The organism is Bradyrhizobium sp. TM233 (assembly GCF_036247965.1).
GTDB lineage: Bacteria > Pseudomonadota > Alphaproteobacteria > Rhizobiales > Xanthobacteraceae > Bradyrhizobium > Bradyrhizobium ottawaense.
This window is the reverse complement of sequence record NZ_BTIG01000008.1, coordinates 541,029-553,460: the sequence shown is the minus strand read 5'-3', so window position 1 is coordinate 553,460 and position 12,432 is coordinate 541,029. Positions and strand designations below refer to the sequence as shown.

12 protein-coding genes are annotated in these 12,432 nt (G+C 65.1%); 4 read left to right on the top strand and 8 right to left on the bottom strand.

The genetic code is table 11. The annotated features are described in order from the left end of the window. Positions 1-46 precede the first annotated feature (46 nt). The gene (locus AABA86_RS20690) at positions 47-451 is read right to left on the bottom strand and encodes a (R)-mandelonitrile lyase (protein WP_212249462.1); all 405 of its coding nucleotides are present in this window, start codon (positions 449-451) and stop codon (positions 47-49) included. 25 nt (positions 452-476) lie between these two features. After that, positions 477-1,175: a ribonuclease activity regulator RraA gene (locus tag AABA86_RS20685; RefSeq protein ID WP_028144577.1), complete on the bottom strand. Its 699-nt coding sequence runs from the start codon at positions 1,173-1,175 to the stop codon at positions 477-479. 252 nt (positions 1,176-1,427) lie between these two features. Between AABA86_RS20685 and pxpB the strand changes: the two genes are divergently transcribed. From pxpB to AABA86_RS20670, 3 genes are read left to right on the top strand one after another with little or no spacing between them, the layout of a single operon-like run. Continuing rightward, positions 1,428-2,159: a 5-oxoprolinase subunit PxpB gene (pxpB, locus tag AABA86_RS20680; RefSeq protein WP_338308156.1), complete on the top strand. Its 732-nt coding sequence runs from the start codon at positions 1,428-1,430 to the stop codon at positions 2,157-2,159. Continuing rightward, entirely contained in the window at positions 2,156-3,193 is a 1,038-nt protein-coding gene (locus AABA86_RS20675) for a 5-oxoprolinase subunit C family protein (RefSeq protein ID WP_338308155.1), read from the top strand. The genes pxpB and AABA86_RS20675 overlap by 4 nt, the downstream gene beginning before the upstream one ends. Before the next feature lie 31 nt (positions 3,194-3,224). Continuing rightward, positions 3,225-3,995: a LamB/YcsF family protein gene (locus AABA86_RS20670; RefSeq protein WP_166096610.1), complete on the top strand. Its 771-nt coding sequence runs from the start codon at positions 3,225-3,227 to the stop codon at positions 3,993-3,995. A 107-nt stretch (positions 3,996-4,102) separates the two neighbouring features. On the opposite strand, the gene AABA86_RS20665 is transcribed toward AABA86_RS20670, so the two are convergent. The 6 genes from AABA86_RS20665 to AABA86_RS20640 form a co-directional block, all read right to left on the bottom strand. After that, a complete protein-coding gene (locus AABA86_RS20665; RefSeq protein ID WP_212249465.1) occupies positions 4,103-4,255 on the bottom strand; it encodes a hypothetical protein in 153 nt (50 codons plus the stop codon). Between the two features lie 202 nt (positions 4,256-4,457). Continuing rightward, positions 4,458-6,083 (bottom strand): sulfite reductase subunit alpha, encoded by a 1,626-nt coding sequence (locus tag AABA86_RS20660; protein ID WP_212249466.1) that lies wholly within the window; start codon positions 6,081-6,083, stop codon positions 4,458-4,460. After that, complete coding sequence (locus AABA86_RS20655; RefSeq protein WP_338308153.1) at positions 6,080-7,867, bottom strand: NirA family protein; 1,788 nt, start codon at positions 7,865-7,867, stop codon at positions 6,080-6,082. Before AABA86_RS20655 ends, AABA86_RS20660 begins: the two co-directional genes overlap by 4 nt. A 336-nt stretch (positions 7,868-8,203) precedes the next feature. Further along, a complete protein-coding gene (locus AABA86_RS20650; RefSeq protein WP_338308150.1) occupies positions 8,204-9,367 on the bottom strand; it encodes a CmpA/NrtA family ABC transporter substrate-binding protein in 1,164 nt (387 codons plus the stop codon). Then, positions 9,364-9,954, bottom strand: coding sequence for an ANTAR domain-containing response regulator (locus tag AABA86_RS20645; protein WP_212249469.1), 591 nt, complete (start codon positions 9,952-9,954; stop codon positions 9,364-9,366). The genes AABA86_RS20650 and AABA86_RS20645 overlap by 4 nt, the downstream gene beginning before the upstream one ends. Positions 9,955-10,187: 233 nt before the next feature. Then, positions 10,188-10,751 (bottom strand): hypothetical protein, encoded by a 564-nt coding sequence (locus tag AABA86_RS20640; protein ID WP_338308148.1) that lies wholly within the window; start codon positions 10,749-10,751, stop codon positions 10,188-10,190. A gap of 283 nt (positions 10,752-11,034) precedes the next feature. Between AABA86_RS20640 and rimO the strand changes: the two genes are divergently transcribed. Continuing rightward, a complete protein-coding gene (rimO, locus tag AABA86_RS20635) occupies positions 11,035-12,354 on the top strand; it encodes a 30S ribosomal protein S12 methylthiotransferase RimO (RefSeq protein WP_212249471.1) in 1,320 nt (439 codons plus the stop codon). Positions 12,355-12,432 lie beyond the last annotated feature (78 nt).

Genomic DNA, 12,432 nt, shown 5'->3' with positions numbered 1-12,432 from the left:
CGACGCATCGCCTTGGGCGATGCGCCTTGTCCGGGACACGAAGGCCTCAGCCGACCGCCGCGCCGTACTCCGCGTCGGTCACCGGCTCCAGCCAGGTCGAGTAGACGCCGTCGAGCGCCTCCTGCATGGCGATATGGCACATGCCGTTGGTCGGCGTGGCGCCGTGCCAGTGCAGCTCACCCGGCGGAATCCAGACGGTGTCGCCGGGACGGATCTCCCTGACGGGACCGCCCTTGGTCTGGACGCGGCCGACGCCGGAAATGACGTAGAGCGTCTGCCCAAGCGGGTGGTGATGCCAATTGGTGCGCGCCCCCGGCTCGAACGCGACGCGCGAGCAGTTCAGCCGTGCCGGCGCGGGCGCCATGATCACGGGGTCCTGCCACACGGTGCCGGTGAAGTTTTCCTTGGGCGCGCGGCGGGTCGGCCGCGTGCCTGCTACAGTGATCTCCATGGGGATGACCTCGCTTCTTTCCCGATTACTTCTTGCTGGCGGCGTAGCGCGCCTTGGTTTCGGCGTTCATGGGATAGAGGCCCGGCAGCACCGCGCCGTTGTTCACCTCGTTGACGATCCAGGCCTCCATGCGCTCCTGCTCGACGCCCTCGTTGAGGACGTGGTCGAGCATCGCCTGCGGGATCAGCACGCAGCCGTCCTGGTCGGCGACCACGATGTCGTTCGGAAAAACGGCAACCCCGCCGCAACCGATCGGCTCGCCCCAGCCGACGAAGGTGAGACCGGCCACGGAGGGCGGCGCGGCATAGCCGTCGCACCACACCGGAAGATTGGTGCCGAGCACGCCCTCGACGTCACGCACGACGCCGTCGGTGACGAGCGCGGTGACGCCGCGCTTCATCATGCGGGCGCAGAGGATGTCGCCGAAGATGCCGGCATCGGTGATGCCCATGGCATCGACCACGGCGATGCAGCCCTCCGGCATCGCCTCGATCGCGGTGCGGGTCGAGATCGGCGACGACCAGGATTCCGGCGTCGCCAGATCCTCGCGCGCCGGCACGAAGCGCAGCGTGAAGGCCGGCCCCACCAGACGCGGCAGGCCCGGGCGCAGCGGCCGCGCGCCCCGCATCCACACATTGCGCAGGCCCTTTTTCAGCAGGACCGTGGTGATGGTGGCAGTGGTGATGCCGGCGAGGATCTTGCGGGCTTCGGGGGACAGCGACATGGAAACAGACGAGCTCCGAGGTGCGGGAAACAACGCGCGCATCTTGCGAGCCGCAGCCCTTGCGTCAAGGGCCAAGAGGCTATCAATAATGCAGGGCCGGTGGGCTGTTATGCGACGCGATAACAAGGCCTTATCGTGGCCTCCTGCATTAATTTATTGGACTTGCGGGCGCATTTACGCGAAGCAGGGGTGAAGCGGAACTTCGAGCCCGCTCCTGCAAAAGCCCGATTTCGACAGCTCTTCGACAGCTCAATGGCCGCGACGCTCCCCCCGCCCCGCCTTCTGCCCAGTGGCGACAGCGCCGTCACGGTCGAGTTCAGCCGTACCATCGACGACGATGCCAACCAGCGCGTGCTGGCGCTGGACAAGGCGCTTGCAGCAAGCCCCATCGATGGCATCACCGAGACTGTGCCGACCTATCGCTCTCTGCTGGTGCACTACGATCCCGGCAAGATCGGTTTCGACGCGCTCGGCGACAAGCTGCTCCCGATCGCTATCCAGCCGCCGCCGCCGGTGACCAAGGCGCGCCGCTGGCGCGTTCCCGTCGCCTATGGCGGCGAGCATGGCATCGATCTCGAGGATGTCGCCAAGGCGCTGAGCACCACCCCCGACGACATCGTCGCCCGTCACGTCGCCGGGGACTACAAGGTCGCCATGATCGGCTTCACGCCGGGCTGGTCCTATCTCAGCGGGCTCGACAAATCCCTGCACATGTCGCGGCGGCAGAATCCGCGGCTGCTCACGCCCGCCGGCACGATCTCGATCGGCGGCATCCAGGCCGGGATCCAGTGCCTGGCCGCCCCGAGCGGCTGGCACCTTCTGGGCCGCACGCCTGTCAGAACCTATCAACTGCACCGCAATCCGACCTTCCTCACCGAACCCGGTGATCGCGTGACGTTCTTCGCCATCGACCACAACACGTTCGAGGAGCTGGACCGCGCCGCGGAAGCCGGCGAGATCATCGCTGAGCAGGTGCTCGCATGAGCCGGCTCGTCGTCGCCAGCATCGGCCCTGCAAGCTCGGTCCAGGACGGCGGCCGCCACGGCGCGCAGCGCTACGGCCTGACGGTCAGCGGCGCCATGGACCGGCTGTCGCTGGCCGCGGCGAATACGCTGGTCGGCAACGAGCCGTTCGCAGCCACTGTGGAGATCGGTCCGTTCGGTGCGGCCTTCACCGCACGTGACGGCGCCGTGCGCGTGGCGATTTCAGGCGCACCGCGCAATGCGGACGTCGCTGGAAGCCCGGTCGCGATGGACACATCGGTGACGCTGAAGGACGGCGAGACGCTGACGCTGGGCTTTGCCCGCGGCGGCGCGTTCACTTATCTCGCGATCGAAGGCGCCATCAAAGGCGAGCCTGTGTTCGGCAGCCTCGCGGTCAATGCCCGCGCCGGTCTCGGCAGCCCCTACCCGCGCCCGCTGCAGGCCGGCGACGAATTTTCGGTCGATGCTGCAAGCGGCGCGGGCGAATTGCGCATCGAGCTGCCAAAGCCCGTGAGCGGCCCGATCCGCGTCGTGCTGGGTCCGCAGGACGACGAGTTCGACGACGCCAACAAGGCGCTGTTCCTGGGCAGCGAGTGGAAGATCTCGGCGACCTCAGATCGCATGGGCTACCGCCTCGAGGGCCCCACCATCAAGCATCTGCACGGCCACAACATCGTCTCCGACGGCACCGTCAACGGCAGCATCCAGGTGCCCGGCAACGGCTCGCCGATCGCGCTGATGATGGACCGCGGCACCTCCGGCGGCTATCCGAAGATCGCAACGGTGATCACTGCCGATGTCGGCCGCCTCGCCCAGACCTCGGCAGGAACCGCGTTCCGATTCAAGGCGATCGGCATGGCTGAGGCGCAGGACGAGGCGAGGAAGTTCGCGCAACTGATCCGCAACCTGCCCGATCGCCTGCGCTCTGCCGACACCGTCGCGCTCAACATCGAAGCGCTCAGCGATGCCAACGTCGCGGGCTATGCGGTGAGCGCCATGGATGCCGGGACCTGGCAGGTGACGGCGGAGCCCTAAACGACACGACGACCAGAGGCGGAGAGCACCCATGAAGACGATCGATCTCAATTGCGACCTCGGCGAAGGTTTTGGCGCGTGGGAGATGGGCAACGACGCTGCGATGATCGAGCTTGCAAGCTCGGTCAACGTCGCCTGCGGCTTCCATGCCGGCGACCCCGACATCATGCGCCGAACGGTCGAGCTGGCGAAAGCGCGCGGCGTCTCGGTCGGCGCCCATCCTGGATATCGCGACCTGCACGGTTTCGGCCGGCATCCGATCGCGGGCCTGAAGGCGTCCGAGATCGAGAACCTCGTCGCCTACCAGATCGGCGCGTTGCAGGCGATTGCGACCGCGGCCGGCCACAAGGTCACGCATGTGAAGGCGCACGGCGCGCTCTCCAACGTCGCCTGCGAGGACGACATGACCGCGAAGGCGATCGCGGCCGGCATCCGGGCGGTCGATCCCAGCCTGATCTTCGTCGTGCTCGCCAATTCGAAGCTGGTGAAGGCCGGCGAGGACGCCAATCTGCCGATGGTGCACGAGGTGTTCGCCGACCGCGCCTATGAGGACGACGGCAACCTCGTCTCGCGCAAGAAGCCCGGCGCGGTGCTGCATGATGCCAAGGCGATCGCCGACCGCGTGGTGCGCATGGTGCAGGACGGCGCGGTGGTCTCGGTGACGGGCAAGGTCATCAAGATGCGCACGGACACCGTGTGCATCCACGGCGACACCCACGGCGCCGTCGAGATCGCGCGGACCTTGCGTCAGGCCTTGAAGGATGCGGGGATCGAGGTCGCGCCGTTCAAGCGCGGGGCGTGAGACACAAAGGGTGGGCAAAGGCGCGCTCTCCGCGCGCCGTGCCCACGATGTCCGCATGATTGAGGCAGGTGGTGGGCACGCTCCGCTTTGCCCACCCTGCGAGAGCTTTAGAACGGATGCACCGACAACGTGCCGAACACGATCGCCGCGATCACGGCGAACGCGCTGTAAAGCCCAACATGATGCATGCTCGCCCGGGTCTGCCGCGAGAGCGAGCGCGCGTAAAAGTGCAGCCTGGCTTCCGCCGATAGTTCGCGCATGGTCGATCTCCAACGCCCCATTTGCGTGATTATGAGGGATCAACCAGGGCGGGAGGCAAGATGCCGGAGCAAATAGCGATGCGCCTGCTTCGAATGGGCCGCATCGCAGACGTAAATTCTCTCCAGATAGAGGTTCCGAGAATCTTATTCGTTCAAATCCGAGCCAGCTGGAACCGGCTCGGATGACGGTGGAGTGACAGCCTTAGTAGACGTCAGCCTGGAAGCGGCCGGTCTTCTTGAGCTCGGCGACGAAACTCACGGCTTCGTCGGTCGAACGCGCGCCGAACTGGGCGACGATGTCGACCAGCGCGCGCTCGACATCCTTGGCCATGCGCTTGGCATCGCCGCAGATGTAGAGATGGGCGCCTTCGGCGAGCCAGGTCCAGACCTCGCGGCCGACTTCGCGCATGCGGTCCTGCACGTAGAACTTCTTCTCGCCGTCGCGCGACCAGGCCAGCGACATGCGCGTCAGCAGGCCCGAGGTCTTCATCGCGTTGAGCTCCTCCTGGTAGAAGAAGTCGCAATCGCTACGCTGATGGCCGAAGAACAGCCAGTTCTTGCCGGGCGCGCCGGTCGCCTTGCGGTCGAGCAGGAAGGCGCGGAACGGCGCGATGCCGGTGCCGGGGCCGATCATGATCACAGGCGTCTTCGGATCCTGAGGCAGGCCGAAACCGTGCGCCTTCTGCACATAGACCTTGAGATTTTCGCCTTCGCCGATGCGCTCGCCGAGGAAGGTCGAGGCGACGCCGAGCCGCTTGCGCTTGCCGATGACGTAGCGCACGGAATCGACGGTCAGCGACAGCTTTCCGGGCGTCGCATTGTGCGAGGACGAGATCGAGTAGAGCCGCGGCTGGAGCGGCTCCAGCGCTTCGACGAAGGCCTCCGGATGCGGCCGCGTGCCGGAGAACTTCTGCAACGCCGCCATGACATCGAGGGTGGCGGCATCGCCATCGGGATCCTCGCCCTGCGCCAGCGCCCGTGCCTTCTCGCGCGCCGCGCCGCCGGTGATGAAGGAGATCAGCTCGAACAGCGTGTCGGGTGCCGGCGACAGCGAGACGTCGTCGATCAGCACCTCGCGCAACGTCTTGCCGTTGACCTTGGTGGTGTGGGAGGCGCCGAGCAGAGCGATGATCTGGTCGACGAGCCCGACCTCGTTGCGCGCGAACACGCCAAAGCTGTCACCGACGACGTAGTCGAGCTTGCTCTCGGAGAGATCGAACTCGACGTGATAGGTTTCTTTCTCCGACTTGCCCTTGTTGAGCAGACGGCGCGACAGGAAGGTCGCGGTCACGGGGTTGTCGCGCGAGCGGCCCGGCTCTGCGATCGTCACGGTCACGGCCGGCGCGGTCACCGCGTCCGTTTTGTCAGCAGCCTTGTCACTTGTCTTGGCCGCCGGTGTCTTGTCCAGCTCCTCGTAGAGCGACTTCAGCATCCGCGCGGTTTCCTTGCCGCCGGGAACGCAGAGGTTGAGCCGGGCTTCGCTGCGGCCCGCGATCGCTTCCGAATAGTCGTGGCAATTGTAGCCGCACTGGCCGCAATCCTGCTGCGCCATCGCCGCCATCATCTTGCGGCGCACCGGGCGCCCCTCGGCGAGCTTCATCCGGTCGGCGATCGGCATGGTCTGGTCGTGCCACGGCGCTTCACCGTCGTCGCCGTCACCGGCTGCGCCTTGCATGACGGCGGCGCCCTGCTCCGCCGACAGCGGCGCGGCGACATCAGGCGACAGCAACCCGGCAAAGAAGCCGTTCAGCCAGGACCGCTGCGCATCGGAGAACGGCGCGCTGGCGGGAATGATATCGAGTTTCGGCGGAGGCGTGATCTGGTTCATGCGGACACCTGTGCATCGGCAAGCTTGCGCAGCGTCTCGCCGTCGTGGCGGCGCGCAAAGGACAGGAAGGTTTCGTCGGGCGACGAGCGATGGGCGATGTAGGCCTTGAGCAGTCCCTCGACCGTCTTCGGCGCGTCCTCGGCCTTGAGGTCGTGATAGACCTCCTGCCCGACATCGGCGTCGGGGCCGAACCCGCCACCGGTGAAGAGGTGGTAGCCCTCGACCGTATCGTCCTCGTTCACCGGCACGCGCGCCCCGATCAGGCCGATGTCGCTGATGTAATGCTGCGCGCAGGAATGGTGGCAGCCGGTCACGTGGATGTTGACCGGCTTGTCCATCGCGACGCGCGGCTCGCACCAATCACCGATCTCGGCCGCGTTGCGCTTGGTGTTGGACGCCGCAAAGCGGCAGCCGGCATTGCCGGTGCAGGCGATCAGGCCGGCGCGGATGTGCGAGGCCTCGACCGCGAGCCCGATCTGCTTGATCGCGGCAATCGCAAGCTCGACGTTCTCGTCGCGCACGCCTGAGATCAGCAGGTTCTGCCAGACCGTGAGGCGGATCTCGCCGTCGCCGAGGTCGTGCGAGACCTTGGCGAGACCGCGCATCTGGTCGCAGGTGAGCTTGCCGAGCGGCAGCGAGACGCCGATCCAGTTGAGGCCGTCCTGCTTCTGCTTGTGCACGCCGACATGCGCCATGCGATCCGCAGCGGGGCGCGGCTGAAACGCCTCTTCCGGCACGCGCGTGAACGGCGTCTTCAATCGTTCCTCGACGAGCTTGAGAAAGCCGTCATGGCCCATGGCGTCGAGCACATATTTCAGCCGCGCCTTGTTGCGGTTGGTGCGGTCGCCATGGTCGATGAACACGCGCACGATGGCATCGGCGACGGCCGTCGCCTGCTCCGGCTTGACGATGATGCCGGAATATTTCGCAAAGTCCTTGTGGCCGGTTATGCCGCCGAGGCCGAGGCGGAACCAGACGCCGGGCTCGACGCCGAAGCCGTCCTTCACCTCATACGCCGTGAAGGCGATGTCGTTGGTCTCCTCGAGCACCGCGATCCTGCCGGCACCGTCGAAGGCGACGTTGAACTTGCGCGGCAGGCCGTAGAGCGAACGATCGTTGAGGATGTGGTAGTGCCATTCGCGCGCATAGGGCCGCGTGTCGATGATTTCCTGCGGGTCGATGCCGGCCGTCGGCGTTCCCGTCACGTTGCGGATGTTGTCGGCGCCGGAGCCGCGCGAGCACAGGCCGAGCTCCTGGATGCCCTCGAGCAGCTTCACGGCATTCTTCGGCGGGATCTCGCGAAGCTGCAGATTGGCGCGCGTCGTGACGTGGCTGTACGGCCCGCACGTTTCGTCGGCGAGATCGGCAAGGCCCGACATCTGCCAATGCTTCATGATGCCGTTCGGAATCCGCAGGCGGCTCATGTAGGAGTCCTGCGTCGGCGCGACGTAGAAGATGCCGTAATAGCGCCAGCGGAAATTGTCCGCCGGGCTCGGCGGCGTGTTGTCGTGCGCCTGCTGACGCAGCCGCGGATAGGCATCGAAGGGATGCTCGTCGCGCTTGAACTTCTCCTGGTCCGCGAGCTTCTTGCCCGACGCGATCACCTTGTCCTGGGCCTTGATGTGCACGGCGTCGGGACCAACGGGCTCGGCATTCGCCTTGCCGGCGCCGCCTCCGCCGCCGAGACCACGACCGACCCGGCTGATCTGCAAACCGGTCGTAAACCCTTCGAGATAGCGTTTCTGCTCGTCGGTGAAGTCGACTGCGAGCGTATCGATTTTCATGGTCGGTAACGAAGCTCCTGCGGCCACCTGGGTGGCATCGACGGACATTGGCGCGACCCGCGAGGAACTGGGCTGGCCCTTAGGAGCCGGCTTCGTTACCCAACGGTCCGATCAGCTTCGTTGCTGCGGGACTCGGCTCAGCAGGCACCTGTGACAAGCTGGCCGCACTGCAACATTCAAGTTGCGTGCCAGCTTGGCCAAAATGGAAAATAACGCTATTTCAGATGATTAGGCGCGTCCCCGGGAAATCCCGGGCGATGCACTTTCACGAAATTCGAGCAGCCGGATCAAATTTTAGGCAGCTGGAATGCGTGCCTAAAAAAGGCGCAGGCCGAATCAAGCCTTCCAGCGCCCGACCTCGAAGGCCTCAAGATGCCCCCGGATGTTGTCAGGATCAAAAACCGGGCCGGCGAATGCCCCGAACGCGGTCGGAGCCTGCTCGGGCGGGCGGCGGCCAACGGCCGCATCGTAGAGGTCGGGCCTGAACACGGCCATCGCCGTCTTGACGCCCTCCGGAGTGAGCGCCGTCTGCCCCCAACGCACCATCTGCGCATAGAGCCAGGCAGCCTGGACCGGATCGGGGCGCCCTGCCTCCTCCCGCCCCACCAGGAGGTAGCGGCCGCTTTCGCGCACCTCACCCTCGGGCGAGATCTTCAGGCGGCCGACGAGCGAGCGCTGGATCACCTCGGCATCGACGCCGATCCGCTCGGGCCGCGCCAGGATCTGCGCTGCCTCGGCCAGGTTCGCAGGGCTCTCGATGAACTCGGCGGCCTTCACCGCCGCGCGCACCAGGCTAGCGACCACGTCCGGATTCTTGTCGGCCCAGACCTGACGGACCGCCAGCACCTTTTCGGCGGCGCGCACCAGGATGTCGGAGACGAAATGCAGGATGTGGCCGATGCCGAGATCGACCGCGACCGAATTCCAGGGCGCGCCGACGCAGAATGCATCGACATGGCCGCTCTTGAGGCTGTCGACCATGTAGGGCGGCGGCAGCACCACGAGGCGCACGTCCTCGTCGGGATCGACGCCGGCCGCCGCCATCCAGAACCGCAGCTGATAATTGTGGGTCGAGAACGGGAAGGTCATGCCGAAGGTCAGCGGCTCTGCCCCGGCCTTGCGCCGCTTGGCCACCACTTTCGCCAGCGCTTTCGCCGTAACCATCGGGTCAAAGCGATCGCCGTCGATCTCCTCCATCAGCGCCGCATGAAGCACCGGCGACACCGTGATGGCATTGCCATTGATGCCGAGATTGAAGGGGGCTGCGATCGGCACCTTGACGTGGCCGAGCCCGAGCGAGGACGCGATCGCCACGGGCGCGAGCAGATGCGCGGCGTCGAACAGGCCGATATTGAGCTTGTCGCGGACGTTGGACCAGGACACCTCGCGCACCAGCTCGATCTCGAGCCCTTCGGCGGCGGCAAATCCCTTGTCGACGGCAACGATCAGGGCTGCGGCATCGACCAGCGGAATGAACCCGATGCGAAGGGGGGCGGTCATTTCAGCATCTCCGACGCGGTGATGATCGACTGCGCGATCTCGCCGATTTTCTTCTTCTCGCGCATCGCGGTTGAGCGCAGCAGCACGTAGGCCTCGTCCTCGGTGAGGCCCTTCACCTTCATCAGGATGCCCTTGGCGCGCTCGATGATCTTGCGGTCCTCGAGCTGCGACTTGGTGCGCTCGAGCTCCTCCTGAAGCTTGGCAAAGGCGTTGAAGCGGGACACGCAGAGGTCGAGGAGCGGCTTGATGCGCTCCTTCTTCAGCCCGTCGACGATGTAGGCGGACACCCCCGCCTCGACCGAGGCCTGGATCGAGGCTGAATCGCTCTGGTCGACGAACATCGCGATCGGCCGCTTCACGGCGCGGCTGACCTGGAACATCGCCTCCAGCACGTCGCGGCTGGGGTTCTCCAGATCGATCAGGATGATGTCGGGGTCGACCGCATAAATACGGGCGAGCAGGCTCTGCATCTCGCGGATATGGACCACTTGCGTGAATCCAGCCTCCCGCAATCCCTCCTCCAGGATCGCAGCGCGGATCGGGCTTTCGTCGACGATCACGATTTTGGGCGACTGTTCGGCGCTCATTGCTCACTCACGGCAGGTGATTCATCCATAGCACGCCGGAACGCCCTGCAAAGGGTTGTAATTGTGGGCAATTGGGACTAGCTCAGGCCGGTCAATCAGGCAGATCAGATATGGATCAGGCGGCTGCGCCCAAGGTCAGCTTCGTGTCGCTCGGGTGTGCCTGAGACAACGAATGTAAACTTTCAAAGCCGCCCACTCCCGCCCGACGGCAGCTGCCATTTGGGCATACGCTCTCACGGAATCCTCGCGCCAGCGATCATTTCGTCGAGAAGTGGCACGGCGGCCAGCACCGCCGTCTCGTTGAGGCCGGAGACCGCTAGCCGCACGACGTAGGAATTGCCGTCCTTGTCGAGATCTGCGTAATGCGCGATCACTTCAATCGGCTGGTCCTTCAGGGACGGATTGTCGTAGCGGTTGACAACGATCTTGGGGTTCACCGAGGGAAGCGTGGTAATCTTGGCATTCTTGCCGGATGTCGTCGCCCAATCCCTATCGCTCGTTGCGACCCATTGAACCAGTTCGGTCCGATCCTTGTTGTAGCGGCCTTCGGCATAGATGATCACCTCGGCTTTACCGAACCCCTTCCCGTTGGGCACGAACATCGAGGCGCCGTATTTGAGACTCGCGGCCTCGTCCCTCGTCCACCCATCAGGTGCCTTCACGCGTGGCCTGAATTCCGGACACATCCGTTCTTGCCGATCGCAGACATGGAGGATCTTGTCGACTTCAGCCCGTACCGGAAACATCGCGCCGCAGGAAGCGGTAACGAAAGCCATGCCGAAGATGAAACGGCGCATCGCAGTTTAGCTCCGTGGAATCAAGCAAGAAAGAAAACAACAACTAAAACGTGCACGTTGGAGCAATTCATCTCGGTTCCTCCACTCACACGATCGGAACCGGCTTCCCGCATCAGCAGCCCTCAGTCAGTCCAGACCTCCCTTGTGACTGGCCGATCACGTCATATACGCGCGAGTATCGCTTTAGCATCGCACCGCATAGGTTAGTGATTGAATTTCGCCATCGGTTCAATTAGTTGGATAGCAAATCCAGACAATTCCGATCTAGGCTCCAGGCGATTACATGGACAGAGCGCCCCGTATTTCATTCACATCACTCGGTTGTCCCAAGGCATTGGTGGATTCCGAGCGCATCATCACGCGCCTGCGCGCGGAGGGCTACGAGCTCGCCCGCAAGCATGACGGGGCCGACATCGTCATCGTCAACACCTGCGGCTTCCTCGACAGCGCCAAGCAGGAATCGCTCTCGGCGATCGGCGAGGCCATGGCCGAGAACGGCAAGGTGATCGTGACCGGCTGCATGGGCGCGGAACCCGAGCAGATCGAGCAGGCCTATCCCGGCGTGCTCTCCATCACCGGCCCGCAGCAATATGAGAGCGTGCTCGACGCCGTGCACCGCGCGCTGCCGCCGGCCCACGATCCGCACGTGGACCTGGTGCCGCCGCAGGGCATCAAGCTGACGCCGCGGCACTACGCGTACCTGAAGATTTCCGAGGGCTGCAACAACCGCTGCACCTTCTGCATCATCCCGAAGCTGCGTGGCGACCTCGTCTCGCGCCCGGCCAATGACGTGCTGCGCGAAGCCGAGCGCCTGGTCGGCGCCGGCGTCAAGGAATTGCTGGTGATCTCGCAGGACACCTCGGCTTACGGCGTCGATCTGAAATATGCCGAGAGCCCGTGGAAGGAACGTCAGGTCCGCGCCAAATTCCTCGATCTCGCGCGCGAGCTCGGCGAGCTTGGAGCGTGGGTCCGGCTGCAATATGTCTACCCCTACCCGCATGTCGACGAGGTCATCGCGCTGATGAATGAGGGCAAGGTGCTGCCCTATCTCGACATCCCGTTCCAGCATGCGAGCCCGGAGGTGCTGAAGGCGATGAAGCGCCCGGCGGCGCAGGACAAGACGCTGGCGCGGATCAAGCGCTGGCGCGAAGAGTGCCCCGATCTCGCTTTGCGCTCGACTTTCATCGTCGGCTTCCCCGGCGAGACCGATGCCGATTTCGCCTATCTGCTCGACTGGCTCGACGAGGCCGAGATCGATCGCCTCGGCTGCTTCAAATACGAGCCGGTTGCGGGGGCGACGTCGAACGCGATCGAGAACCCGGTGCCGGAAGAGGTCAAGCAGGAGCGCTACAACGCGCTGATGGCCCGGCAGCAGAAGATCTCCGCGCGCCGGCTGAAGCGCAAGGTCGGCACGCGCCAGCAGATCATCATCGACGAGGTCGGCCCGACCGTGGCCAAGGGCCGCTCCAAGGCCGATGCGCCGGAGATCGACGGCGCGGTCTACCTGACGAGCCGCCGCCCCTTGCGCGTCGGCGAGATCGTCACCGCCAAGATCGAGCGCGCCGATCAGTACGATCTACACGGCAGCGTCGCGGGGTTCTGAGGCTCTCCGTCGTTGCGAGCGTAGCGATGATAGCTCCATCACCGTTCGGCACCCGGCGCTCCGGGCGCGGTGCCCACG

What these genes read in the sequence shown, in the direction of transcription:
- AABA86_RS20690 (WP_212249462.1), bottom strand. Translation starts at nt 451, where the DNA reads ATGGAGATCACTGTAGCAGGCACGCGGCCGACCCGCCGCGCGCCCAAG.
- AABA86_RS20685 (WP_028144577.1), bottom strand. Translation starts at nt 1,175, where the DNA reads ATGTCGCTGTCCCCCGAAGCCCGCAAGATCCTCGCCGGCATCACCACT.
- pxpB (WP_338308156.1), top strand. Translation starts at nt 1,428, where the DNA reads ATGGCCGCGACGCTCCCCCCGCCCCGCCTTCTGCCCAGTGGCGACAGC.
- AABA86_RS20675 (WP_338308155.1), top strand. Translation starts at nt 2,156, where the DNA reads ATGAGCCGGCTCGTCGTCGCCAGCATCGGCCCTGCAAGCTCGGTCCAG.
- AABA86_RS20670 (WP_166096610.1), top strand. Translation starts at nt 3,225, where the DNA reads ATGAAGACGATCGATCTCAATTGCGACCTCGGCGAAGGTTTTGGCGCG.
- AABA86_RS20665 (WP_212249465.1), bottom strand. Translation starts at nt 4,255, where the DNA reads ATGCGCGAACTATCGGCGGAAGCCAGGCTGCACTTTTACGCGCGCTCG.
- AABA86_RS20660 (WP_212249466.1), bottom strand. Translation starts at nt 6,083, where the DNA reads ATGAACCAGATCACGCCTCCGCCGAAACTCGATATCATTCCCGCCAGC.
- AABA86_RS20655 (WP_338308153.1), bottom strand. Translation starts at nt 7,867, where the DNA reads ATGAAAATCGATACGCTCGCAGTCGACTTCACCGACGAGCAGAAACGC.
- AABA86_RS20650 (WP_338308150.1), bottom strand. Translation starts at nt 9,367, where the DNA reads ATGACCGCCCCCCTTCGCATCGGGTTCATTCCGCTGGTCGATGCCGCA.
- AABA86_RS20645 (WP_212249469.1), bottom strand. Translation starts at nt 9,954, where the DNA reads ATGAGCGCCGAACAGTCGCCCAAAATCGTGATCGTCGACGAAAGCCCG.
- AABA86_RS20640 (WP_338308148.1), bottom strand. Translation starts at nt 10,751, where the DNA reads ATGCGCCGTTTCATCTTCGGCATGGCTTTCGTTACCGCTTCCTGCGGC.
- rimO (WP_212249471.1), top strand. Translation starts at nt 11,035, where the DNA reads ATGGACAGAGCGCCCCGTATTTCATTCACATCACTCGGTTGTCCCAAG.